Annotated in this window: 20 protein-coding genes; 10 read left to right on the top strand and 10 right to left on the bottom strand. The window is 60.5% G+C overall.

The window, feature by feature from the left end; genetic code table 11:
* Positions 1–49 precede the first annotated feature (49 nt).
* The gene (locus ATU_RS06625) at positions 50–520 is read left to right on the top strand and encodes a cysteine hydrolase family protein (protein WP_010971552.1); all 471 of its coding nucleotides are present in this window, start codon (positions 50–52) and stop codon (positions 518–520) included.
* Between the two features lie 27 nt (positions 521–547).
* Here ATU_RS06625 and ATU_RS06630 read toward each other — a convergent pair whose 3' ends face one another.
* Complete coding sequence (locus tag ATU_RS06630) at positions 548–1,048, bottom strand: hypothetical protein (protein WP_010971553.1); 501 nt, start codon at positions 1,046–1,048, stop codon at positions 548–550.
* 19 nt (positions 1,049–1,067) lie between these two features.
* Positions 1,068–1,841, bottom strand: coding sequence for an NAD kinase (locus ATU_RS06635; RefSeq protein WP_010971554.1), 774 nt, complete (start codon positions 1,839–1,841; stop codon positions 1,068–1,070).
* Positions 1,842–2,145: 304 nt separating this feature from the next.
* Here ATU_RS06635 and ATU_RS06640 point away from each other — a divergent pair, with 304 nt between their 5' ends.
* Entirely contained in the window at positions 2,146–3,063 is a 918-nt protein-coding gene (locus ATU_RS06640) for a PhzF family phenazine biosynthesis protein (RefSeq protein ID WP_006312586.1), read from the top strand.
* Between the two features lie 221 nt (positions 3,064–3,284).
* Positions 3,285–5,234: an elongation factor G gene (locus ATU_RS06645; protein ID WP_010971555.1), complete on the top strand. Its 1,950-nt coding sequence runs from the start codon at positions 3,285–3,287 to the stop codon at positions 5,232–5,234.
* A 92-nt stretch (positions 5,235–5,326) separates the two neighbouring features.
* Here the strand turns inward: ATU_RS06645 and ATU_RS06650 are convergent, their stop codons facing one another.
* Positions 5,327–11,674, bottom strand: a complete 6,348-nt coding sequence (locus tag ATU_RS06650; RefSeq protein WP_010971556.1) for an apolipoprotein A-IV repeat region-like domain-containing protein — start codon at positions 11,672–11,674, stop codon at positions 5,327–5,329.
* A 476-nt stretch (positions 11,675–12,150) separates the two neighbouring features.
* Between ATU_RS06650 and ATU_RS06655 the strand changes: the two genes are divergently transcribed.
* Both ATU_RS06655 and ATU_RS06660 read left to right on the top strand, forming a co-directional pair.
* Positions 12,151–12,519: an Hpt domain-containing protein gene (locus ATU_RS06655; RefSeq protein ID WP_006312581.1), complete on the top strand. Its 369-nt coding sequence runs from the start codon at positions 12,151–12,153 to the stop codon at positions 12,517–12,519.
* Positions 12,520–12,648: 129 nt separating this feature from the next.
* The gene (locus ATU_RS06660) at positions 12,649–12,969 is read left to right on the top strand and encodes a 2Fe-2S iron-sulfur cluster-binding protein (protein WP_006312579.1); all 321 of its coding nucleotides are present in this window, start codon (positions 12,649–12,651) and stop codon (positions 12,967–12,969) included.
* A 306-nt stretch (positions 12,970–13,275) separates the two neighbouring features.
* Here ATU_RS06660 and ATU_RS06665 read toward each other — a convergent pair whose 3' ends face one another.
* Positions 13,276–13,902: a DUF922 domain-containing Zn-dependent protease gene (locus ATU_RS06665; RefSeq protein WP_010971557.1), complete on the bottom strand. Its 627-nt coding sequence runs from the start codon at positions 13,900–13,902 to the stop codon at positions 13,276–13,278.
* 104 nt (positions 13,903–14,006) lie between these two features.
* Here ATU_RS06665 and folP point away from each other — a divergent pair, with 104 nt between their 5' ends.
* The 3 genes from folP to folK all read left to right on the top strand — a co-directional run bounded on the left by folP (position 14,007) and on the right by folK (position 15,832).
* Entirely contained in the window at positions 14,007–14,867 is an 861-nt protein-coding gene (gene folP, locus ATU_RS06670; protein ID WP_035256582.1) for a dihydropteroate synthase, read from the top strand.
* A 79-nt stretch (positions 14,868–14,946) separates the two neighbouring features.
* Positions 14,947–15,312, top strand: coding sequence for a dihydroneopterin aldolase (gene folB / locus ATU_RS06675; RefSeq protein ID WP_006312576.1), 366 nt, complete (start codon positions 14,947–14,949; stop codon positions 15,310–15,312).
* Entirely contained in the window at positions 15,296–15,832 is a 537-nt protein-coding gene (folK, locus tag ATU_RS06680; protein ID WP_035256585.1) for a 2-amino-4-hydroxy-6-hydroxymethyldihydropteridine diphosphokinase, read from the top strand. The genes folB and folK overlap by 17 nt, the downstream gene beginning before the upstream one ends.
* Positions 15,833–15,846: 14 nt before the next feature.
* On the opposite strand, the gene ATU_RS06685 is transcribed toward folK, so the two are convergent.
* The 4 genes from ATU_RS06685 to ATU_RS06700 form a co-directional block, all read right to left on the bottom strand.
* The gene (locus tag ATU_RS06685; protein WP_006312574.1) at positions 15,847–16,407 is read right to left on the bottom strand and encodes a hypothetical protein; all 561 of its coding nucleotides are present in this window, start codon (positions 16,405–16,407) and stop codon (positions 15,847–15,849) included.
* Between the two features lie 129 nt (positions 16,408–16,536).
* Positions 16,537–17,616 carry a YcjF family protein gene (locus ATU_RS06690; protein WP_010971560.1) on the bottom strand — a complete coding sequence of 360 codons (1,080 nt, stop codon included), beginning with the start codon at positions 17,614–17,616 and terminating at the stop codon, positions 16,537–16,539.
* Complete coding sequence (locus ATU_RS06695) at positions 17,613–19,091, bottom strand: YcjX family GTP-binding protein (protein WP_010971561.1); 1,479 nt, start codon at positions 19,089–19,091, stop codon at positions 17,613–17,615. The genes ATU_RS06690 and ATU_RS06695 overlap by 4 nt, the downstream gene beginning before the upstream one ends.
* A 128-nt stretch (positions 19,092–19,219) precedes the next feature.
* Positions 19,220–19,696 (bottom strand): SixA phosphatase family protein, encoded by a 477-nt coding sequence (locus ATU_RS06700; RefSeq protein ID WP_046033539.1) that lies wholly within the window; start codon positions 19,694–19,696, stop codon positions 19,220–19,222.
* Positions 19,697–19,998: 302 nt separating this feature from the next.
* Here ATU_RS06700 and dksA point away from each other — a divergent pair, with 302 nt between their 5' ends.
* Positions 19,999–20,418, top strand: coding sequence for an RNA polymerase-binding protein DksA (dksA, locus tag ATU_RS06705; protein ID WP_006312570.1), 420 nt, complete (start codon positions 19,999–20,001; stop codon positions 20,416–20,418).
* A gap of 108 nt (positions 20,419–20,526) precedes the next feature.
* Here dksA and ATU_RS06710 read toward each other — a convergent pair whose 3' ends face one another.
* The gene (locus ATU_RS06710) at positions 20,527–21,777 is read right to left on the bottom strand and encodes a flagellar biosynthetic protein FliO (protein WP_035256587.1); all 1,251 of its coding nucleotides are present in this window, start codon (positions 21,775–21,777) and stop codon (positions 20,527–20,529) included.
* Positions 21,778–21,832: 55 nt separating this feature from the next.
* Positions 21,833–22,147, bottom strand: coding sequence for a hypothetical protein (locus ATU_RS06715; RefSeq protein ID WP_169539078.1), 315 nt, complete (start codon positions 22,145–22,147; stop codon positions 21,833–21,835).
* 315 nt (positions 22,148–22,462) lie between these two features.
* On the opposite strand from ATU_RS06715, the gene cckA reads away from it, so the two are divergent.
* Positions 22,463–25,048, top strand: coding sequence for a cell cycle histidine kinase CckA (gene cckA / locus ATU_RS06720; protein WP_010971564.1), 2,586 nt, complete (start codon positions 22,463–22,465; stop codon positions 25,046–25,048).
* Positions 25,049–25,188: the final 140 nt, after the last annotated feature.

The raw sequence follows: 25,188 nt of genomic DNA on the forward strand, positions 1-25,188 counted from the left end.
TTTGCCCCTCGCAAACCCGTTGCGAGGGGTTTTTCGTTGGAGGATACACATGAAACAGGCGCTTTATATCGTCGACGTCCAGCCGAGCTTCAATCCGCCGGCCTCGCTGGTGGCGGAGATATCCGCGCTCGCCGGAACCATGCCAAGTATCGCCACCGTCGAACGCCACGATGAAAGCGTAACGCCCTTCGAACGGCAACTGGGCTGGAAACCGGGCAGGGATGATGTGTCGCTGGTGCCGGCAGACCGCATATTCATCAAACACGGTTATGGGCCGCCCCGGGAGGTTATCGACCATCTCCTGTCCCTGAAACTCGACCGGGTGCTGGTCTGCGGCATTCAGGCCGATACCTGCGTGCTGGCGGCCGGTTTTGCCCTGTTCGATGCAGGGCTGCATCCCACACTTCTGCCATGGCTGACGGTGGGCTCCAGTCTCGACCGCAGCGGTGAACTTGGCGCGAGACTATGGAAGCATCATTTCGGAGCGGTTCTCACAGGGCCGGAGGCACTTGCGGGGTAGCCTCGCCGAACCTGCGTAACGGTCCGATCAGTTCGAGGCTTTCTCGACCTTCATCTCACCCAGCTCATCGATCAGGATCGTCCAGCTGTCCGCTTCCTTGGCCATCGGGTCGGTCTTCAGATAGACGGTGACGAACAGGCCGGGTGAGGCGGAGGCGCCATTCGAACTTTCCGGACGGACATCCGTGACATAGGATTTCATCTGGCTGAATTCTTCCAGCTCGATATTTTCGAGGAGGCTCGGTCCATCGGCGGTAAAGACGATGCGCTGCAGGTAGATTTTCGCCGTGCCGTCGCCCTGGCGGATGGCGATGACCTTGTAATAGCCCCGCGTGGGTGAGGCAGGCGGTGGCCGCAATTGTCCGTCAGGGCCTTTCACCGGCTCGAGGTTCCGGTCCTCCCACATGCCGCTGCTGACGACGAATATGGCGGAAACGGGCAGCGTGTCGATCGCCTGCGTCTGCGCCCGCGCGGGCAGGACGGTCGTGGCAAGAAGCAGAGCAGCGAGGAGCGTTTTTTTGACGTGCATGGCAATCGTGGTGGTTGGTTTAATTGTTGAACTGTTCAGCGAGAACCCGGTCCGACCATGAACGATCCGGATCCGAGAGAATTTTCGCCGTCCTGTCCTGTGATTGTGCGATCCTGACGTGACGAACGGATTTCACCTCGGTGTGATCGGCCACGGCATTCACAGGCCGCTTGTCGCGCTCCAGGACATGAATATCGACGGTTACCTTATTCGGCAGAAGCGCCCCGCGCCAGCGTCGCGGCCGGAACGCGCTGACCGGGGTCAGCGCCAGAAGCGGTGATTCCAGCGGCAGGATCGGCCCGTGGGCGGAGAAATTGTAGGCCGTCGACCCTGCTGGCGTCGCCACCATCATACCGTCGCAGATCAGCTCTTCCAGCCGCACCTTGCCATCCACCTCGACACGCAGCTTGGCGGCCTGATGCGACTGGCGAAACAGGCTGACTTCGTTCATGGCGAGCGCGGTAAACTCGTCGCCATCGGAATCCGTCGTCGTCATGCGCAGGGGATGGAAATCATTGCCGCTCGCCACCGCGATGCGCTGGATGAGGCCTTCCACCCGGAAGTCATTCATCAGGAACCCGACGGACCCCCGGTTCATGCCATAGACACGCTTGCCGGAATTCATCGTTTCGTTGAGGATTTGCAGCATGAACCCGTCGCCGCCAAGCGCAACGATCACATCGGCCTCTTCGAACGGTGTATCGCTATAAACGGCTTTCAGCTCTTTCAACGCCGTCTGCGCCTCCTCGGATGGGGAGGCGACGAAGGACAGTGAATAGGTAGAATGCGACATCCGCTTCCCTCGACAACGGCGCAGACCGGAACCGGTCCGCGCAGGATGCTGTAACCCGTTGAAGCAGCTCGAAATCTTGAAACCTCAACCAAGAGGAGGATGACAAGCAGCCAGACGCACCCTTGGTACATGAAGACGGCGGCAGGCGACAAGGCCTTTCGAGCCGCCAGGCGTTCCGTTGCGACGGGTCTCGCCGTTCCGGTCCACAGCTTCTTGATTTGTGCTTGCCGACAAGGGTTGCGATGCGGGGCGACGTGATGCAGTTTGCCAAAGCAGCCGGAATGACGAGTGGCAGGAGACGGATGTGGCGCTGAACTACGATATCTATGATGTCTTTACCGAGGCGAAAATGGCGGGAAATCCGCTGGCGGTCATGTATGACGCCGATGATCTTTCGCAGGACACCATGCAGGCGATTGCACGGGAAATGAACCTCTCCGAGACGGTTTTCATCAACCGCTCCACCAATCCCTCACATGCGGCTTCGCTGCGTATCTTCACACCGTCAGGCGAATTGCCCTTCGCCGGCCACCCGACCGTCGGCGCGGCCGTTGCCATTGCCGAGCGCAATCGCGGCGAAGGCGATGACGATATCGATATGGTCTGCGTGCTGGAAGAGAAGGTGGGGCCGGTGCGCTGTGCGGTGAAGATGCGCGCCGGCGCCGTCAGCTTCGCGGAATTCGACTTGCCGCGCAAATCCTCCCGCGTCGAGCTGCCGCTTAATCACGCCGCACTCGCCGATGCGCTTGGCGTCAGCGAGGGGCATCTAGGCTTCGAGAATCATGTGCCGTCGATCTGGACGGCTGGCGTGCCGTTCCTGCTCGTGCCGATGCACAATATCGCTGCCGTGCGCGACATGGATTTCGACGCCAATCTCTGGCTGCGCACCGCGCCGCTGGTCGAAGGCTTGCTGGCGGCGGCCTATATCTACTGTCGCGGCGGCGTGAACCACGCGGCGAAGTTCCATGCCCGCATGTTCTCCCCGGAAATGGGAATTGCGGAAGACCCGGCCACTGGCTCGGCCGCCGCCGCTCTCTCCGGCGCCATCCACCATTTCGACGGGCTGACGGACGGCCACTATCCGCTCCTGATAGAGCAGGGCGTGGAAATGGAAAGACCATCCCACATCCACCTGCGCATGGACATCAAGGACAACGAAATCGCCCGCGCCCGCATCGGCGGCCACGCGGTGCGGGTTGCATCGGGTACGTTCGAACTTTGACGTGGAAGAGATATTGCGATGTATCGTGTTCTGCATGACGGCAAAGGTACGACCTGACCATGCTTGACATATATCGCGACACGAGTTCTAAATTCGTCTGCATCTCCGTGAACTGGCGGAGATTTGCGCACCAACCCACGGTTTTCAGCACATAGAGGTCCCAATGCGCCGAGTCCCTTCTCAAGAAAATCACGTTAGAATTTCTGAGAAGTTGAGGGTTCATGCGCACTTTGAATCTGGGCATCCTTGCCCATGTGGACGCAGGCAAAACTAGCCTTACGGAGCGTCTCCTTTTCGACGTCGGTGTTATCGACAAGCTGGGTAGCGTCGATACCGGCAACACGCAGACGGACAGTCTGGAACTGGAACGGCAGCGCGGTATCACGATCCGAGCCGCCGTTGTTTCCTTCACGATCGGCGATACGGTCGTCAATCTCATCGATACACCTGGCCATCCAGATTTCATTGCGGAGGTGGAGCGGGTGTTGGGTCTGCTCGATGCCGCGGTTGTGGTCGTCTCAGCCGTAGAGGGCGTGCAGGCACAGACGCGCGTGCTGGTGAGGGCGTTGCAACGTCTTGCGGTCCCGTTCCTGTTCTTCATCAATAAGGTGGATCGCGTCGGTGCGCGCTATGATGAGGTTGTAAGGGACCTTGCCGATCAATTGAGAGTGCGCCCGGTTGTCATGTCGAAGATTACTGGTGCGGGCAGCAAACACGTGCAGGTGGCTGCAACTGATACAGAGTGCGAGCCATTATTCACCATCCTCTGTGAAACCCTTGCTGAAAACGACGATGAATTGTTGCGCGACTATCTTCTAACGCCGGATCGGGTGGATGCAGGCAGGCTGTCGCTATTGCTTGGGCAGCAGACTGCTTGTGGTGTGGTACATCCCGCATTTGCCGGCGTGGCAATGACCGGAGCAGGCTTGCCGGCTTTGATAGCGGCCATTACGGAGATGCTGCCCGCTCGTGATCCAGACCCCGAAGGGGAAATTTCGGGCAAAATCTTCAAGATCGAACGCGGCTGGGGTGGTGAAAAACTGTCCTATCTCCATCTCGCATCGGGAACGGTCCGGCTTCGGCACATTCTGCCTCTGCCGCAGGGGCCGGCAAGACTTACCGGAATACAGCTGTTTAAAGACGGCCGTGTTCAAAACGCAAATAGTCTCGGCGCCGGTCAAATAGCCCGCGTCACCGGTCTGGCCGGTGCCAGAGTTGGCGATAGTGTCGGGGTGGACGCCGTTGCAGACGGAGCGTTTCATTTTGCTCCACCAACACTTGAAACGCGTGTCGTCTCCCGACGGCCATCCGAGCATGCGGCGTTGTGGCTCGCACTGAACCAGATGGTCGAGCAGGATCCCCTGATTGGTTTGCGTAGGAACGACGAGACAAACGAGGTCTTCGTCTCCCTTTACGGGGAAGTGCAAAAGCAGATTATTCAGTCGGAACTGTCGACGGGGTTCGGAATCGAGGCCGAATTTGAAGACAGTACGGTTATTTGCGTGGAGAGGCTCTCAGGTTCCGGGCAGGGGCTTCAAACCATTTTCAGGGAGCCCAATCCCTTCTTCGCCACCATAGGGCTACGAGTCGAGCCACGGCCGGATGGCGCCGGCAACAGTTTCGCATTGGAGGTGGAATTCGGTCAGATGCCTGCAAGCTTTTACCGTGCGGTGGAGGAGACCGTATTCGATACATTGAAACAGGGTGTCTTCGGCTGGCAGGTGCAGGATTGTCATGTCGCCATGACGGCTGCGCGTCACACCTCCCCTTCGAGTACCGCTGCGGATTTTCGAAAATTGACGCCGTGGGTACTCGGGACCGCGCTCAAACAAGCTCAACCCTTCGTCTGTGAACCCTTTGATCACTTCCATATCGAAGCGCCGGCCGCAGCCATAACGCGTCTGATTTCGTTGCTTGCCAAGGCGGGTGCAGCCACCAAAAACTCCGTTATCTCGGGTGGTGTGGCAACGCTTGAAGGGACCATAGCGTCGGCGGCGGTTCAAGGTGTTCAGCAGCAGGTGCCGGGACTGACGAGTGGCCTGGGTGGAATGGAAACATCGTTCAGCCACTACGCGCAGGCTGAAAGTCCACCGTCCCCGCGGCGACGCTCCGGCCCTGATCCGTTCAACGAGTGCGATTATCTGCTGCGCATGCGTCGGAACGCAGAATGACCACCGGGTAGACGAATGCTACACGACGGTCATTTTTCATTTCAGGTTAGACGGGTGACGCGGAGGAGATTCCCCTCCGCGTTACCTTTCTGTCAATTAAACCGGCCCGCCGCATGGGCAAGCATCGTATAGACCTTGCCGGTATCGGAGGTGAGGTAGGACTGGGTGACGCTCCGGTCGCGGTCGGTGCGGGCCACGTCGGCGAGCAGCTTCTCGAAATCGGTGATGTAGCGGTCCACGGCGGTGCGGAATTCCGCTTCGCGTTCGTATTTGCGCTTGATCTCGTCAAACGTCGTCTGGCCCTTCAGCGTGTAGAGGCGACGTGTGAAGACGTCGCGCTCGCCGCGCTGATAGCGGCGCCACAGTTCCACGGAGGCATCGTGATCGATGGCGCGGGCGATATCGACCGAGAGTGAATTCAGCGATTCCACCATGTGCCGGGGATTGCGGGTGTCGGCCGCACGGGTGGGCTGCTGCTCAGTGCTGGCGCGCGGTGTAGATGCTGCTGGCGTCTCCTGGGACGCGCCGCGTAGCAGATCGCTGATCCAGCCGCCGCCTTCTTCCCGGCGTCCGGCCGGGTTGGTTGCGACCGGCTGCGCCGGGGCGGGTGCCTGACGGTTTTCGACCTGACGGTTCTCAAGCGGCAGTGTGCCACGCAATGCAGGGGCAGGCTGCGGCTGTGCCGGGCGCTGCTGCACCGGAGCGGCTGCCGCCGGCTGCGGACGCGGCTCGACGCGGCGTTCTGCGGCCGGCTGGGTTGCGGCGATGGCACGGGCGACCGGTTCGGACACTTCCATCTGGTGGGTCGAGCGACCGACGAGTTGGGAAATATCCTGCAGGGCCTTGATCTGTTCGGAAACGGCGCGGCGCATGGCGGCCGCACTTTCCTTGGCTTCTTCCGGCAGGTCGAATGCGCCACGCTTCAGTTCGGCGCGGGTCGCATCCAGCTCGCGGCGGATATCGTGGCTGGAACGGCGGATTTCGTCTGTCGCACCGGCAAAGCGGCTAACGGCCTCCTCGACGGCCTGACGCAGCGTTTCCTTGAGGTTGGCGGCGGCGGCATTGGATTTCTCCGAGGCACTACCGAGAAGATTGTCGACTTCCGACAGCGAGGATTCGACGCCACCACGCAGGCGGTTGACCAGCTCATCGGAATATTTCTGCGCGTCGGAAAGCGTGCTTTCGATCGAGCGGCTGGCATCCTGACCGGCAGACAGCAAGGCGCCCCGCATGGTCTGTGCCGCCGAACGGGCACGCTGTTCGGTCTCGTCGAGCGAGCGGCCGATATCGGAGAAGGAGGCCTGCAGATTGTCACGCAGATTACCCGCGACGTTCTGTGAACGCTCCTCGGCCTCGTTGAGGGTGTTTTCCACGACGCCGACGACGTTGCGCATGGCGGTTTCGATTTCTTCGGAACGCTTGACGAGGCCGACCGACAGGCTGCGAAGCGCATCCTGACGTTCTTCCAGCGTTCCGACGAGGCTCGACTGTGCGGCGTTGAGTAGTTCGGACGCCTGGCTCAGCACCTTCGAATGTTCCTCGAAGCGGCCAACGATGCCGGCGACCTGAGCCAGCGTCTGGCCGGAAATATTCGACAGACGGTCGATCTTTCCTTCGAGCAGACGGCTGGAGCTCGAGACCATGTCGGCAGCCTGCGAGGCGGATTCCGAGAAGCGGGTCGCGGAGGCGTTCAGCGCTTCATCTGCCGCGCCGAAGCCCTGTGCGGCGCGCTCGACGGCGGCGTTGAAGTTGGTCGCCGACTGCTCAACGATCTCGGCCATGCTGTTATGGGTCTGCGACAGCATATCCGTGCTCTGGCGTGTGGCTGCGACGAGTTTGTTGGCCGCATCGCTGCCCGAGCGGGCATATTTGTCGATACCCTGTTCGACGGCGTCCGCCATGGCCGTATGGGTTTCCGACAGCATGTCGGTGCTCTGGCGGGTGGCGGCGACGAGTTTGCTTGCTGCATCCGTTCCGGCGGCGGCGTAATCGCTGATCGCCTGTTCCACCATTCCGACCATGCCGCTGTTGCTCTGCGACAGAAGCTCTGCGCTCTGCTGGGCGGCGGAAACGATCTTTTCGGCGGCTTCCCGGCCGATGGTGGCATATTCCTCGACGACCGGTTTCGCCTTCTCCTCGATCAGGCGCGACAGTTCGGCAGAACGGCTGGCCAGCATCGAGTTGAGTTCGCGGGTGCGGTTATCAAGCGCCGAGCGGATCGATTCGCCGCGTGCATCGAGGGCGGATTCGACACTCGTCAGTGTCTCCGAGATGACGCCGACCTGGGAGCGGACGACGGCTTCAGCTTCGGCCACCTTGTTGACGATGATGTTGCCCGCTTCGGAGAAGGTCTGCGCGACGGCAGCAGCCTGGCCGGAAAGACGGGTCTGGGCATCGGAGATGCGAGTGACGATCTCGCCGGAACGTTCCTCGATGGCCTTGGTGAAGGCCTCGTTCTGCGCCTGCACCTGTTCGGCAAATTCCGAGCCGGACTTTGCGAGCAGGGCAGAGGAGCGAGCCGCTTCGTCGCCGATGTTCTGGGTGGCGGAGACAACGGCGCCGCGCAGGCTGACGGCGAGATCGCTCGCCTTGCCTTCGATGGTGCGGTTGACATTTTCGAGACCGATGGTCAGGGCCCGGTCCATGGTGCCGAGGCGTTCGTCGATACGGGCCGTGCCGGCATCAAAGGTTTCAGCCAGACGGCTGGTGCGGTTTTCGAACGTGTCTGCGACGCGGGTCGTCTGCTCGTCCAGAATGCCGGTGATGCGTTCGGCGGCCTCGTCGCTGGTGCGGGCGAACACGGCCGTCTTGTCTTCCAGCGCGTCCGCGAAGCGGCGGCCGGCATCTTCGATCGAATTGTTGACGTTGGCCAGATCACCGCCGACGCGGGTCTGGAGGGCGTCGAGAGAGGTCTCGATGCGGGCGCCGGTCTCGTCGAGACGGGTGGTGACATTGCCGATTGAGGTTTCAATACGAGTGGAGAGGGCGTCGGTCGCACCGCCGATTTCGCGGGCGGCTTCACCGATCTTGACGGCAATGTCGCCGGCGCTGTTGCGAAGACGGGCCTCCAGCGTTGCAGCACTGCCATCGATTGCCTTCTGCAACGTGTCCTGCTGGGTTTCGAGCGACAATTCGAGCATGCTGGCGCTGGAGGCGACAGTGGTGCCGATCATCATCGCCTGCTCGGAGAGCATGTCGCCCATCTGGGTGGTGGCGGAGCTGAGCGTCGCGGCAAGGTCCGCCTGGCGCTGGTCAAGCGCGGTGCGGATTTCTTCGTGCGATTGCGACAGATTGTTTTCGAGGCGCGAGACGCCTTCTTCCACCGTCTGCGCAAAACGGCTGCTGCCATCTTCCACAACGTTTTCGATGCGGTTGGCGGCACCGGAAACGCTCTGTTCGATCAGGCCGCTATTGCGCTCCAGCGAACCGGCAATGCGCTCCGCCTGCGAGCCAAGCATGGTTTCCAGCCGCTCGTGACCGCTGGCAAGGGCATTCTCAAGCGTGAAGGCCGTGGCTTCGAGACGCTGGCCGACGCCGGCAGCGGCAAGCGAAAGCGACGAGGCTCTCGCATCCATCGCCTCGGCGATCCGCTCTTCGACACCGGAAATTGTCATGTCGAGTGCCAGGGTGCGGCTATCGAGCGCCTCGGCGATGCGTTCTTCCGCGCCTGACACGATGCCGGAAAGGGCAGCAGTACGGCTGTCGAGCGCACCGGCAATGCGGTCCTCAACACCGGCAACGGCGCTCTTCAGCGCGGCGGTGCGGCCATCGAGAATATCGGTGATCTTTTCCTCGACGCCGGAGAAGCTCATGTCGAGCGCCATGGTGCGGCTGTCGAGCACATCGGTGATCCGCTCTTCCGCGCCGGAAACGACGGTTTTCAGCGAATCCGTGCGGCTGTCGAGCGCGCCGGCAATACGGGTCTCGGCGCTTGCCACCAGCTCACCAAGGGCTGCGGTGCGCGTGTCGAGCGCTTCGGCGATCTTTTCCTCGGCGCCGGAGAAGGTCATGTCGAGCGCCATGGTACGGCTGTCGAGAGCATCCGCGATGCGCTCCTCGGCACCGGAAACCACGGCATTGAGCGCTGCGGTGCGGCCATCAAGCGTTTCGGCGATACGGGTTTCAGCACCGGCAACCACGTCACCGAAGGTGGCCGTGCGGCTATCGAGCGCCCCGGCGATCTTTTCTTCGGCGCTTGCAACAATGCCTGTCAGAGCGGAGGTGCGGTTGTCGAGCGTCTCGGAAAGCCGTTCCTCAACATTGGCGAAGGTCATGTCGAGTGACAGCGTGCGGCTGTCCATCGTGTCGGCAATACGTTCCTCGACACCGGAAATCGCGCTGGAAAGAGCGGCGGTGCGGCCGTCAAGCGTATCGGCGATGCGGCTCTCCGCGCCGGAAACGACATCATGCAGGGCAGCCGTGCGGCTTTCCAGCGTGTCGGAGATGCGGTCCTCGATGCCGGAGACAGCGCCGGTGATGGCTGCGGCGCGGGTTTCGAGCGTCTCCGTCAGGCGACGTTCGACGTCGGCAACGACGCTGTTGATCGCGGCGGCGCGTTCATCGAGCATCGCGGCAAGGTGTTCGGCCGTGCCGGAAACCGAGCCGGTAATGGCGAGAGAACGGCTGGCGAGTGCTTCGTCGAAACGGTCCTGGCTGGCCGAAAGCGCGCCGAACAGGGCGTTGCTGCGTTCCGCCAGAACGGTATCGATCTTCGCGTGCGAATTGGTGAAGGCATCTGTAATTTCGGCGGTGCGCTGGCCGATGGCGTCGCTGAAGGCCTGGGTCCGGCTTTCGAGTGCGTTTTCCAGCATTTCCTGACCCGTGCCCAGCGCGGTAGCGAGCGCCAGAGACTGGTCGGTCATGGTGCTGCCGATGCGCTCAAGACCGCTTGTCAGAATGGTGTCGAGGGCTTCGGAGCCGCCGGCAACGGTTTCGTTGATCCGTGCGAGGCTTTCCATCAGCTTGCTGTCGAGGCTGCCGGCGCGCTGGTCGAAGGCGCTGGCAAATTGCGCCACATGCTCGTCGAAGGCCGAATTGACCTGGCCGACCGTCGCTTGCATGCGCTCTTCGTAAAGGCCGGAGCGAAGATCGAGATCCATGATCGCATCGTCGGCCGTGCTCTGCAGGCTCTGGCGGAAGGAGAGGCCCTTTTCTTCAAGCGTCGTGGACAGCTTGTCGAGAACCGTATCCAGCGAACCGCCGATGACCTGCTGGCCGCGTTCGATATTGCGGTTGAGTTCCAGGGAGCGCGCGGACAGCGTCTCGTTGAGCTGGCGGGTGCGCTCCTCAAGCGCGCTGTTGAGACTTTCCACACCGCTATCCAGCGTCGATGCATGGATCGCGAAACGCTCCAGCAGCACTTCACCGCGCTCGTCCAGCGTCGACGTGAGGTTATGCAGGCGCATGTCAAATTCGTTTGATATCGTCGAGCCGGAGGAGTTCAGCGCCTGCAGCAGGTTTTCTGTCTTGGCGGCGATCAGGCTACCCATCGCTTCGGTCGAGGCCCGCGATTTTTCGAGCAGCGCGGCCGAGCGCGTATCGATCATCGAGGCGAAAGCTTCACCGGTCGTGGCGATCCGCATCGAAAGCTCTTCGCCGACGATGGACAGTTCTTCCTTGATCTGTTCCTGCGCGCCGACAATGGAGGAGCGGATGCGCTCGGCATGGTTGACGATGGCGTCGCGCTCGGCGGTCAGTTCCTGCACGAGGCTGCGCACGCGCAATTCGTTGTCGGCATAGCTGCGCTCAAGCGCGTTGACTTCGGAATGCACGAGGGTTTCGAGTTCCGTCGCACGGGCAATGGTGCGCTCGATACCGTCATTCATGGCCGAAACTTCGCGGCGAACCGCTTGGCCGACGGACATGATGCGGTCGGACGCTACCGTTTCCGGTTCCGCAAGGCGAAGGGCAACTTCGGCCATCGAGCGGGCAGCGTTGCGCAGATCGCGGGCACGCGCCATCATGATCGCGAAGGCGAAGAACAGCATGACGGGAACGAGGATGCCGACGACGATCGCCATCAGGCCGGGGATCGCGGTGAGATCGGCGAGCGAGCCGATACTCCACAGCGCATTGCCGTAAAGGAGATGTGCGATGCCAAGGCCGCCGAGTGCCCAGATCACCGACATGATCGTGGCGTTGCGCAATGCACCGCCGATGGAGCCGCCTTCCAGCGATTTCAGGATCATCGCCGGGCTGCGCTTGGAGCCGTCATTGGCGGCTTCGAGATTGGGCGATCTGGGCGTCTGTTCGACAGGCGCGCGGGTGGCCTCGGGAGCAGGGGTCTGTCTGCTTGCTTCCTTCACTCTGGCCTCCGGCTGCTTCGGCTTTGCAGTTTTCCGCGTCTCCGGCTTTTCTTCGAAAGCGCCAAGCTGCAAGGCATCTTCCAATGCCTGAAATGCAGTCTCGTCGACAGAGTCGCTGATCTTGTTATTCGCCATGCGGTTACGCCTCGTTACACATACGCCCGGCTTCATGCCGTTGACCCACTTGCGATCAGCAAGCGGACTGCCGCCATCATGCCAACGAAACTTTCCCTCAAGAGAGAGCAGTTCCGCCACTTACCAAATCCCGAATTGCTGGTGGTCCAGCTTTCGGGCGAAATTACATCACTGTGCCGCAATAACAAAGCTTGAGCTTAAGCCCTGCGAGAACGGCAGTACCGTAGTGACACATTTAGGTGTTCGAAACAATTAATGCGGATTTGCGACGGCAGCGAAGTGTCGGCTTTTTAACAGTTTTTAAACCTGAGTTTCACGCTGAACGCCTTGTTTCGCATAAGTTTAACATAAATTAACCATAGCAGAAGATTTTCGCCTGCGTCACGCCGTAATTTAAGCCGATAGCAGCCGCCAGCATGCGTGAATACGACACATATGTGACATGAAACAGGAAACGGCGAGACAGGATTCCAGCCATGGCAGCGGTCAGTATTGTTTTCGAAGCTCCCGATAATTACGGCGGCGCACCTGCGGTCAGCAAGAAGCCAATCGATTTCGATCATCTTGCGCAGCAGACGATGGGTGACAAGGATCTGGAAATCGAGGTGCTGCAGCTATTCAGCCGCAGTGCCCGCGCAGCCCTGCATGAAATGGCGGGCGCAGACAACAAGACCGTTACGGCCACCGCCCACCGTCTTAAGGGATCGGCGCAGGCCGTTGGCGCCTCCGCCGTTTCCGCGGCCGCGGCAGCGGTGGAGGAGAAGGGCAATGATAGCGCGCTGATCGCAAAACTCGCTGCAGCTATTGTCGAAGCCGAAAATTTTATCCTCAAGCTCTGCCGCTGAGACGCAAGCGATCAAAATTTGCCATTTTGCAAGGCCGGTTCAGCCTGTGTGTCCCGAAGCGGGTTGCCAAGGCGGGTCGGCCTTTCTATGTGTTTAGAACAATTCTCAGATCACATTTTGGATTCCGGCATGACAAAACTCACCATCGTTGCCTTTGACGGCACGCCTCATGAACTCGACGTGAGCAACGGCTCTACCGTCATGGAGAATGCGGTGCGCAACTCCGTTCCCGGCATTGATGCGGAATGCGGCGGCGCCTGCGCCTGCGCCACCTGCCACGTCTATGTTGACGATGCCTGGGCAGAGCGTGTTGGCGGACCCGAGCCGATGGAAGAGGACATGCTGGACTTCGCCTTCGAGGTTCGTCCCACTTCGCGGCTTTCCTGTCAGATCAAGATGAATGACGAGCTTGACGGTCTCGTTGTTCATGTTCCCGAACGCCAGGGCTGAGAACTTTCGGCACTGCCCCGCACAGAAAAAGCCCCGCTCACCTGGTAGTGGGGAGCGGGGCGAGGCGGGTACGCAGCATGCAGGCGAGGGAGGAAACACCTGCGAGCCCTCAAGTGCGCACCGGGAGAACCGGAGACGGTTGCAACCGTCGGACCGCCGTGGGCCGCAACCATTCCAAACCGTATGAACAAGCTACAATGAGTCTTGCCGGCCGCACCATGACGAGAATTCACGGGTGATATCGGACATGACGTTACGTCATGTCCCTGTTGTTCCTCGAGATTTGGGAAGGGCTGCCAACAACCGTCAGCGGCGGGCCTGGCCCTGTTCCAGCCGGTTTTTTAACAGCCGGGTCATGCGGGCATCGAAGTTTTTCGATTCCACCACGTCGAAGCGCATCTGGTCGCGATCGTGCTCGTCCATCACTGTCTGGGTGATCTTGCCGACCATTCCCTGCAGCACTTCACAGCTTTTCTGCGGACGAAGCGACGTCAATTGTCTTTCGAGCGAACGGGCATGGGTACGGGCTATTTCCGCGTGGCGTTCCTCATGGCGCTTGATGTCGGCAAGCAGGGTATCCCAGATGAAGGCCAGTTCCGCCGTGGTGCGGCGGCGGTTTTTCCACTGCGGCAGCAGAATGCGAGTATTCAGGAGCACCTTGGCCGTGCCGACGCTGCACATGCCGTTTTTTTCGACATAGGTGAGCTCACCGCCGAATTTGATTTCGGTCGCACCGGGATGGCGCGCGCCGGTATTGCGGGTCAGCGGGCCGTGCTTGGAAAGCTGCTGGTCAAGATCGGCTGCGGTTTTGCCGCTGACCGAAAAATAGGAATAGGTCTTGCGGACGATGGTTTCGGCAAAAGCCGGTCCGGACAGGGAAAGGGCCAATGCGCCTGCGAAAACGGCGCAGAGAGCGCTTGATGATTTGGTCATGACCCGGCCTTCCGGTTGAACTTGAAAAAGGTTTGCTGCATAGGCGGAGCGGAACTTATAAGAATTGACATAACACTCCGTTATTCCCGAAAGGCGCGTGTTACGTGATAACAGTCGGCAGCAACGCGTGGCAAGCGGCCCATGGCCGCTCCCTGAAACTTGATGGGCGTGGCCGTATTATGGCCATCGTCAATGCAACGCCTGATTCCTTTTCCGATGGCGGCCGTTATCTTGCCGTCGATGCGGCTTTTTCCCATGCGCTGACCTGCGTTGAGGAGGGAGCTGACATCATCGATATCGGCGGCGAATCCACACGGCCGGGTGCTGCCGCGGTCACGGAGGCAGAGGAACAGGACCGAGTGCTGCCGGTTATCGAAAAATTGCGCTGCGAGACCGATGTGCTGATTTCCGTCGACACCTATCGCGCCGCGACGGCAAGGCTGGCAATCGGCGCCGGCGCTCATATCGTCAATGACGTATTCGGCCTGCAGAAGGATCCTGATATGGCGGGTGTGGTTGCCTCCACACGCGCCGGCATCTGCATCATGCATACCGGCCGTGACCGGCAGAAGCTTGCCGACGTCATCGACGATCAGTTTGAATTCCTCAATCGCTCGCTTGAAATCGCCGAGGCTGCGGGCATTGCCCTTGATGCCGTGGTGCTCGATCCCGGCTTTGGATTTGCCAAGGATGAAAGCGAAAATGTCGCGCTGATGGCCCGTTTCGGTGAACTTGCCGCTTTTGGTCTGCCGGTTCTTGCCGGCACGTCGCGCAAGCGTTTCATCGGGTCGCTGACGGGCAGGGATGTGGCAGAGGAACGCGATATCGGAACGGCTGCAACCACTGCGATCCTGAGGCTCGCGGGTGCTTCGATTTTTCGGGTGCATAATGTCGCCGCGACCCGCGATGCACTGGCTATTGCCGATGCGGTTCTTGCAAAAGCGTCGGCAAAGGCCGATGCGTAGATCAACGAGTGCCGGAATGCCGTGTCCCGAAGATGGCGCGGCTTTCAGGCGAAAACAATCCTGCCATGGAGGCGATGCGATGAGCCGCTATACCATCATCCTGAAAAACTGTTCCTTTTTCGCCCGTCATGGCCTTCTCGAGCAGGAGGAGGTGCTGGGCCAGCGCTTTTTCGTCGATGCCGAGATGGAAGTCGAGGCGGGTGATGCGCTGGAAACCGACGATATCGAAAATACCGTCGACTACGGCGTGGCCTTTGCCGTCATCGAAAAAAGCGTCGTCGGGCAGCGTCGTTATCTCATCGAGGCGCTGGCGAACGACATCGCCAAGGCGCTTCGGGCGCGTTATCCGCAGATCGTCTGGCTGAAGATCACGGTGCGTAAACCCTCGGCACCGGTTCCCGGCATTCTCGATTATGCACAGGTGAGCGTTGAACATCGCGCCTGAAAAGCCGACTGTCGCCGCACTGGGTCTCGGCGGCAATATCGGCGATCCCGCCGCTGCCATGGCGCGGGCGCTGCGTGAACTCGACGCGCATGATGATTGCCGGGTGCAGGCCGTTTCCGGCCTCTATCGCACGCCGCCCTGGGGAAAGACCGATCAGGCGGATTTCTTCAATTGCTGTGCGCTGGTCGAGACATCGCTGACCGCGCTGGCGCTGCTGCAACTCTGCCTCGATATCGAAAGGGGCATGAAGCGGGTGCGGACGGAACGCTGGGGACCGCGCACCATCGATATAGACGTGCTGACTTATGGCAATGAGGCTATCGTTACGGAAAGCATCGAGGTGCCGCATCCGCGTATGACGGAGCGCGCTTTTGTGCTGATGCCGCTTGCCGACATCGCGCCCGATCTTGAGGTCAAGGGAAAGCCGGTGCGGCAATGGCTCCAGCAGGCGGACAGGAGTGGCATTGTCCGCGCAAACGAAAAGCGGGAGTGGTGGACACTCCCGCTCGGCGATGACTGAGAAGATTATGGCTTTTACGGCTTGATCGAGCCGACGGCGATCTGGTCGATATCGCGCGCCAGCGTGACGCCGATGACAGGGATCATCTGGTCTGCGACCTTGACCGAAATGGTGATGTTCATCGAATTGTCGTTCGAGACGCGGGCAACCATGGCGCCGTTGAGCTTGGCGCGGTTGATACCGACGACCACCTTGTCGCCGCTCACCTGACCGGTGGTGATGTCGAGGCCCTTGCCGGCAGCGCCGTCGAGGAACTTGCCCTCGTAGCTGTTGCCTTTCTGGCTGATGACAGCCGACATGGGCTGGCTGAAGACGCCAACGCGGCAGGTGCCGCCGAGCTTGATGCCGGTCTGCTTATCGTCGAGCGGTTCGCCCGTCAGATCGCAGGTGAATTTTGTGCCCTTGTATTTGCCGGCGACGATTTCGCCGGGGCCTTTCCAGCTGCCGGCCACCGAACGGAAGAAGACGTCGTCGCGATCGCGCGATGCTGCATGGACGTCAGACATGCCGAAACCGCCGCTGACGGACAAAATGGCGGCGAGTCCGCCCATAAGCGAAAAGAAGCGCGAATACATGATACTTTCCCCGGCGAAGAAGCCTGTTCGATAGGCTGCAATCTACCGGCGGAATGGTTAATGCTTGGTTTATTTCGCGCTCATTTGCAGCTTCGTCCGTAACCTTTTGAAGCGGCAATGCCCGGCAGATCAGGCTTTTTCACCGTTTTTTCCGCCGCTTAAATCGGGCGTGAGGTCGGACATGAAATCACCGATGCCTGGCCGCTTTACCGCCCTGAACGGCAGCGGGCGGCAAAGATCCATGGCGGCAATGCCGATTCGCGCCGTCATCAGCCCGTTGATGACGCCTTCGCCGAGACGGGCGGAGAGTTTCGAGGCGAGGCCATGACCGAGAACCTGCTGGGCAAGTCCGTCACCCACGGCAATCGAGCCTGTGACGGCAAGATGCGCGACGACATCGCGCAGGAGCTTCAGCATGCCAAGCGTGCCCGGGCGGCCGCCATAAAGCTCCGCCATGGCGCGCACCAGCCGCGTCACCTCGAACAGCACATAAGCGAGATCGACCACGGCGCGCGGGCTGACGGCGGTGACGACGGACACGCGCTTGGAGGAGTTGAGAATGAGGGCACGGGCCTGCCTGTCGAGCGGCACGAGCAATTCTCGTTCGGCAAGCTCGATCAGATGCGGACCGTCGATGACGTCATTTTCCGTTTCCTTCAGCGCCGCGCGCCCTTTTGCCGTTTCGGCCCGGTGCGAGAGAACTGCATTCAGGCGGGTGACGATGGCGCGCGCGGGTTTTGGGCTCTTGTCGAGGCTGGCCGTTTCAGCGTCGGCCTTGAGAGACTGCACGGCGTTGAGCCGCATGATGCCGAAGACCTCGCGGCCGACAAGGGCGAGAACCGCGAAAAGCGCCACGATAAGGGCGATCGTTGCGGTGTAACCCAGCCAGTCGGAGCGGGAAAACAGATTGCGGATGAGCTGATCCGCCCAGAGCCCGAAGGCGAGCGAGAAAAGGACACCAAGCGCCCCGAGCCCCAGCTTGCCGAAGGAGAAGCGGCTTTTCTTCGGCGTCGCCACCGGTAATGCGGCGGCGTCGATATCCGCAGGCGCCAGAAACGGGTCATCCTCGTCCGGCGTCAGCGAAATCTCGGCGTCGAAGCTGCGGGGCGCGCGTTTCTGTGTGGCGGACGGCCGTGCCGCCTCCTCGGTCTCGAGCGTGAAAGCCGCCGGGCGGCGTGTCTGCGGATCGTTTTGTGTGGGAGCCTTCATGCGAGCTTGTCTCCGAACAGGAACTGCATGGCGCGGTCGAGCCTGATATGGGGAACGGAAAGCCGAATGCCGCCGCTGCCCGGCTCGTCGATATTGGGCGGGCGGAAACGCACGACATTGACGTCAGGCAGTGTCGCCTTGTCGCCATCCTGGTCTATGCTGCGGAACAGCGGCTCCGGATCCTCTGGCAGATCGCCGGGAAAGATCGCCGTCTTGCGATTACCGTCGAAAATCTCGCCATTGATGGTTTCACCGGCCATCGGCGTGCCGACGATAACGGGCAGTTCATGACCGTCCTGGCGCACGCTTGCCTCTCTGGTGGCGCGCACGGAGGCAAGCGCCATGACCTCGATGCCAGCGCCGTTCATGCCGATGGTGGTAATGGCGCGGTCGACCAGACGGCGGGTCAGGCGCTCCAGCCGGTCATGGCTTTCATGATGCAGATGATCGGCCTTGGTGGCGGCAATCAACACCTTGTCGATGCGCCGGCGGATCAGCGACGACAGTATGCTATTTGTGCCAGGGCGGAAGCAGGCAAGAACATCGCCCAGCGCCCGCTCCAGATCCTGCACGGCTTCCGGGCCGCGATTGACTGCCTGCAGCGTGTCGATCAGCACGATCTGCCGGTCGAGCCGGGCGAAATGTTCGCGGAAGAAGGGTTTGACCACGATCGATTTATAAGCGTCGTAGCGTCGCTCCATCATGGCGCGCAGCGAGCCCTTTGGTGCTTTCGCGTCGGTCACGCCCGGCAGGGGCGCAAATGTCAGTGCAGGCGATCCCTCAAGATCACCCGGCATCAGAAAGCGGCCTGGCGGCAAGGTGGAGAGCGACCTTTCGTCGGATTTGCAGGCTTTCAGATAGGCCGCAAAACTTTCCGCCAGACGGCGCGCCGTCATTTCGTCGGCGGGCGCATTAATATCCAGCGAGGAGGCGATCGCCAGCCATTCCTGCGCAAGTTCTGCGCGAATGCCGCTTCCGGCAAGTGCGACAGTTGCATCGCTGAACTGCTTGTAGTCCTGCGACAGCAGCGGCAGGTCGAGCAGCCATTCGCCGGGATAGTCGACGATATCAATGGAGAGCTTGCCGGCCGAAAACCACCGGCCCCAGCCGCTGGCGCTCTGATAATCGAGTGTGATCCGCAGTTCCGAGATCGCCCGTGTCGAATCCGGCCAGAGCCTGTCACGCACCAGCGCCTGAATATGGTCCTCGTACTGAAAGCGCGGAATGGCGTCATCCGGCTGCGGCTCCAGGCGCACGTTTGAAACGCGCCCGGATCGCATGGCCTCGAACAGCGGCAATCTGCCGCCATTCAGCAGGTTATGCACGAGGGAGGAGATGAAAACCGTCTTGCCCGCGCGCGAAAGGCCGGTGACGCCAAGCCGCAATGTCGGATGGGTAAGGTTGCCCGCGCGGTCGGCCAGATTATCGAAAGCGATAAGCGCGCTGTCTGTCAGGGACGTAAGAGAAGGCGGCAATGGCAGTTTCCTGGCTGTGTTTCACGGTCACGGCTGCATATAGGAAGTTGCGGCTGCCCAAAAAAGAAGCGCTCCAGCGGATTTTCGGCAGCGCTGCTTCCCGGCGCCTTTGTTGCACGCAGCGGCGGTTATTTGCCCGGCGCAAGGAAATCGATCAGCCGCCAGCGATTTTTACCGCTTGCCGCGCTGTCGTCCTGATCCAGAACCGCAAGACCTGAGGTCGGAAAACCCGAGGGCAGGGCGGCATGCAGCAGATCTTCGCCGATCATGGCCTCCAGCGTCGCCTCCATGGTAGGGTTGTGCCCCACCAGCATCACCGACTGCACTTCCGTTTGCGCGGCGATAAGCGACAGATAGGTTTCGCTGCGGGCATTGTACATCTCATCGATGTAGACGATATCGATGCCTTCGTTGAAAGCCCGCTGCCAGGCCTGGGTGGTCTGCCGGCAACGCGCGGCTGTGGACGACAGAATGAGATCGGGGCGGTAACGCCGGTCTGCGGCAAGGTCGGCGATGATCTCCGCTTCGGCAAAGCCGGCCTCGTTCAGTCCCCGGTCGAAATCCCGTTCTCCCGGCGCCGCCCAGGCGGCCTTGGCGTGGCGCAGAAGATAAACTCGGGTCGGGAAAGATGCTGTCAAGGGCGGGGACCGGCGTTCGAATGTCAGGACACGGACTGAATGCTACAGGATAGGGTTGCAGGACCGCAAGTCCTCTTTCCTGTTGGTAAGTCGCATTGAAGTGATTGAAGAAGAAATCGCTTCAATACGAATAAAGGATAAAAATTAGTCATTTAGATGATTTTTGTGTCAGTTTTAAAAATGCCTGAAAACTGATCTGTAGACTTGAATCGGCCTATATCATTGGAGTATACACCGCCGCATTGAGATGTTCTTCGAGGAGAATCGCGTTGAGTGAGAAGATCGATCTTAGCAAATATGTGCTCTCGGAAGACGATGAGTTCATGAATGCCAGCCAGCGTGCCTATTTTCGCGCGAAGCTCATAGCCTGGAAAAATGATATCCTGAGAGAAGCGCGCGAGACGCTCGGACATCTCGCCGAAGAAAGCGCCAACCATCCCGATCTCGCTGATCGGGCATCTTCCGAAACAGACCGGGCGATCGAGCTTCGCGCCCGCGACCGTCAGCGTAAGCTGATCTCGAAGATCGATGCAGCCCTTCAGCGGATCGACGACGGCACTTACGGTTATTGTGAGGAGACGGGCGAACCTATCGGCCTCAAGCGTCTGGATGCTCGACCCATCGCAACGCTTTCCATCGAGGCGCAAGAGCGTCACGAGCGTCGCGAAAAAGTCTATCGCGACGAATAGGGCGTTTCCGCCAACAGGCTAAAAACAGCATCAATTGAAAAAGGGCACGGAAATTGTTTCCGTGCCCTTTTTGGTGTCGTGAATTTTGTTTCGGAAGATATCCGCCCGTCAGCGATCACGGGTGACAGAAAGCTCTCCGAAGATACGCGCCATTTCCTTCTGCACGTCTCCATCCGGTGAAGCGCCGGTGACAGGCGGAGAGGTAGGCTGCGTTTTGACCTGCCTGTCTGCCGCAGGCGTAACGGAAGGTTCATTATCCGCTTCCTTGCTCTTGGCGATTTCTGCTTCCAAAAAGCTCTCAAAATCGCTGGCGAGTTCATCGGAAAATTTCGGTTCAGCGTCGGCTGAAGCCACAGGCGGGTTTTCAGGCCTCGGCGGAAAAGGAGCGGGCGATGTATTCTGGCCCGGCTTAAGGTCAGGAAGAACCCGGTCGCGGGCAGCGTCGAGAAAATCGGCGGCGATGGATTGGTCGATCACCGGCTCTCGCGCTGCAAAGACCGGCGGGGCAAGCTCCACGGGCCGCTCTTCCGCTAGCTTTGCCTGCTCGGGCATCTGGGCGGGGATGGGCGGCGCGACGGGTGCAGGGGCCGGAGCCTGTACGAAAGGCTCGGTCCGCTTTGGCTCTGCTGGTGCCGCCGGCATATCGAGTGATGCAGCGGCAATGGGCAGGACGGTTGCGGCCGGGACGGCTGCCGCTGGGATAGGCGGCGGCGCGGGGCGGGTCCGCTCGGGTGCGGCCTGCCTTGCCGGCGGAGCGGGCTCCCGCGAGATTGCCGCGGGCGGCACGGGTTGCGGTGGTGTCGATGGACGTGGTGGCATGGCGGCGGCGGTTGCCGCAACAGGTGCGGGACGCGAAACGGGTGCCGGCTTGGACGGCTCCGGCCGCTGTGGTTGCTTGACGGGTTCTTCGGGGGCGGAAACCGGAGCTGCGGCCACAACAGGCTGCTGTGGCAGGGCGGCGCGGCGTTCCTGCGGGATCGACGGTTCGGCTCTCTTCTGTTCGCTTTCCTGGCGCGGCAGTGCCTTCAGTTCCGGCTCCTGCAAGTCCCGGACGATCGGGATCGCGCCGATACCGCTTTCGATGACGATATCGGTCGGGCCGCCGATCATGACCAGATGTTCGACATTATCGCGACGCACGAGAACCAGACGGCGGCGCGCATCCACGGCCGTCGCGTCGAGAACCTGCAGGCGCGGCTGCCGGTTGCGACCACCACGGATGAAGGGCGATGAACCGCTTCGCCTGCGCAGGAGCCACAAAGCGATCGCCAGAACGAGAAGCGCCACACCCACACCGACAACGGCGACGATGAGATTGTTGCCATAGGTGCCGATAAAATCTTCCATCATGGAGATCATCCCTTCAGATTTTTTGGCATTTCAGTTTCTTGGACAATTAATATTGCCGTGGTTCTTATAGTGTGAACGCGAAACAGGAAAAGACGATTTTTTTAAGTGCGATACAAGGTTTATTCATTTCGCCCCACAGGATAGACGCGTCGATCGCAACGACGCCACCAAAACGCCATATCCTCTCCTTCAATGCTGGGAGGCAATGAAGGTTGCAATCCTTTCGCTTCGGGAGAGACTGAATGGTCAAGGCATCGCGCGTAGACGGGTTTCCTGCGCCACGTCTCATTGCAGTTGTTTTTTTGTTGCTACCGATTTTCAGTTCTCCCCACCAGGCAACAGCGACGGAAGACAAAGCATTGGAGACTTCCGCCACCATGAAGGACTTCGTGCGAGACAATCCGTCCTGCATCGATTTCACGGACGGATGCTCGGTCTGCACTGTCGCTGACGGCAAGATCGCCTGCTCCGCGCCCCGCATTCAATGCCAGGTGAAAGAGCTGAGCTGTACGAGACGGTAGTCTCTGAGGCATTTATAACGCTTTCAGGCTGTTTTCGCTGTGCGTTTTTAAGCCTTTGTGTGGTAGCGGAGCTTTTTGACGGTCAAGCGAGTTGCTACAACAAATTCTGCTGCCCGATTCCGTCGAGGAAATAAGGCTGACCGAATGACGACCTGCACGACTGCGAGGCCAAGATGACACGGGTGCGCGAGACAAGCGACAACGACCTTCCGCTGGTGGACAGGCGTGCCCGTTCCGGCACGGTCTTGCGCATTCTGCTTCTGGCGCTGGTTCTGATCGCGGCCGCGGCCGCCTTCGTTTATTTCAAGGATTCGCTGGAAAACGAAATCGTGCTCGGCATTCTCGGCGTGCTGGCCATGATGGGCATCTTCTTCCTCGTCTCGTCGATCATCGGCTTCATCGAGGTGATGCCGCAATCGCAATCGGACGGCCTTGCCCGCCGGTTTCTTTCGGCCCACCCCGAAGGCACGCTGATCACCGATGCCAAGGGGCATATGGTCTATGCCAACGCCACCTATTGCCGCATGAGCGGGACCACGAAGGCGAGCGACATCCAGAGCCTCGAGACGCTTTTGTCGCGCAGCCGCGAATCGACCGAAGCGCTTTATCGTCTCATCAACGTGCTGCGCGAAGGCCGCGACGGTTACGAGGAGTTCCGGCTGCTGAAACCGCTCGGCGATGATACCGGCGCGGGGCCGCATTGGTACAGGCTGAAAGGCCGGGTGCTGAAGGATGCGGGCGGCGAGGGGCTGCACGTTTTCCAGATCGCCGACATCACGCCGGAGCGCGAGGATCAGGAGCGTTTCTTCCGCGAATTGCAGAACGCCATCGATTACCTCGATCACGCCCCTGCCGGTTTCTTTTCCGCCAGCCGCAAGGGCGAGATCGTTTATCTGAACGCCACCCTGTCGGAATGGCTCGGCATCGATCTAGCGCAGTTTTCGCCGGGTTCGATGACCATCTCGGATATCGTCGCCGGCGAAGGCATGGCGCTGATCGATTCCGTCCATCCGCAGGGCACGGCCAAGCGCACCGAAATCCTCGATCTCGACATGCGCCGGGTGAACGGCCAGAGCATGCCGGCCCGCCTCGTGCATCAGGTTACGGCAAAGGATGGTGCGCCGGGTGAGAGCCGGACGATCGTTCTGATGCGTTCGAAGGGGCAGGAGGATACGGAATCCTCCTCCGCCATGCGCTTCACGCGCTTCTTCAACAATACGCCGATGGCGATCGCCTCGCTTGATGGCGAAGGCCGCATCCTGCGCATCAACGCGCCGTTCCTCAAGCTCTTTTCCGGCGTCGTCGGGCGTGACGATATCGACCGAGGCGTGGCACTCGAAACCGTTCTTCACGACAATGAGAAGCCGCGGCTGGAGCAGGCTTTGGCCGAAGCCAAGGATCGTCAGGGTGATATCGCACCGTTCGATTCCCGCCATCCGAGCGACGAGGGCCGGCATTTCCGTTTCTACGTCAACGCCGTCATCGACCAGGACGACGAGGCGCCGGAAGAAGTGGCGATCGTTTACGCCATCGAGGTGACCGAGCAGAAGGCGCTCGAAACCCAGATGGCGCAGACCCAGAAGATGAATGCGGTCGGCACGCTGGCGGGCGGCATTGCCCACGACTTCAACAACGTTCTCACCGCCATCCTGCTGTCGTCCGACCATCTTCTGCTGCAGGCGCGGCCCGCCGATCCGAGCTTTGCCGATCTCATGGAGATCAAACGCAATGCCAACCGCGCCGCCGTGCTGGTGCGCCAGCTTCTCGCTTTCTCGCGAAAGCAGACGATGCGTCCGGCCGTCCTCAACCTGACCGACGTGATCGGCGATCTTCGCATGCTGGTCGACCGGTTGATATCAGGCACCAATGTCAAGCTTGAGGTCGATTACGGCCGCGATCTCTGGCCGGTAAAGACCGATCTCTCGCAATTCGAGCAGGTGCTCATCAATCTCTGCGTCAATGCGCGCGATGCCATGCCCGATGGTGGCAAAATCACCATCAGGACGCGCAACGTCGATGAGAAGGAAATCGCAGCGCTTGGCCGTCCCGAATTCCCGGCCGAAGACATGGTCATGGTGGAAGTCGCCGATAACGGCACGGGCATTCCGCCTGAAATCATGGACAAGATTTTCGAGCCCTTTTTCACCACCAAGGAAGTCGGCAAGGGCACGGGTCTTGGCCTTTCGATGGTCTACGGCATCGTCAAGCAGTCGGGTGGTTACATCTACCCCGAATCGGAAGTGGGCAAGGGAACCGCCTTCCGCATCTATCTGCCGCGCCATGTGGTCGAGGTCGTTCAGGTGATGGGACAGGACGGCGAGATGGTTGCCGCGCCGGTCGTGGCGGCGGAGCCGGTGAAGGAAGAACCGCTGGATCTCACCGGCAAATCCGCCGTCGTGCTGCTGGTGGAGGACGAGGAGGCGGTGAGGCGCGGTGGCAAGCGTATGCTGGAAACCCGCGGCTACACCGTGCACGAGGCCGGTTCCGGCATCGAGGCACTGGAAGTGATGGAGGAACTGGAAGGCAAGGTCGACATCGTCGTATCCGACGTCGTGATGCCGGAAATGGACGGTCCGTCGCTGCTGAGAGAATTGCGCAAATCCTATCCAGACCTGAAATTCATCTTCGTTTCCGGTTATGCTGAGGATGCTTTTGCCAGGAACCTGCCGGCGGATGCCAAGTTCGGTTTCCTGCCGAAACCATTCTCGCTGAAGCAACTCGCCATCGCCGTTCGCGAAATGCTCGACGACAAGGAGTGATGCTGGCGGTGGCCAACCGGATTCGCCCGCGTCATTCGCTCTGCACGCGGCCCGAGTTGCGCTGTTCCCGCCGGTTTGTTCCGCTCTTCCGTCTTATGCCGCCTTCACAGCCTCACTTTTCCCGAGGTTTGCCTCTTCGC

Source organism: Agrobacterium fabrum str. C58 (assembly GCF_000092025.1).
Taxonomy (GTDB): domain Bacteria; phylum Pseudomonadota; class Alphaproteobacteria; order Rhizobiales; family Rhizobiaceae; genus Agrobacterium; species Agrobacterium fabrum.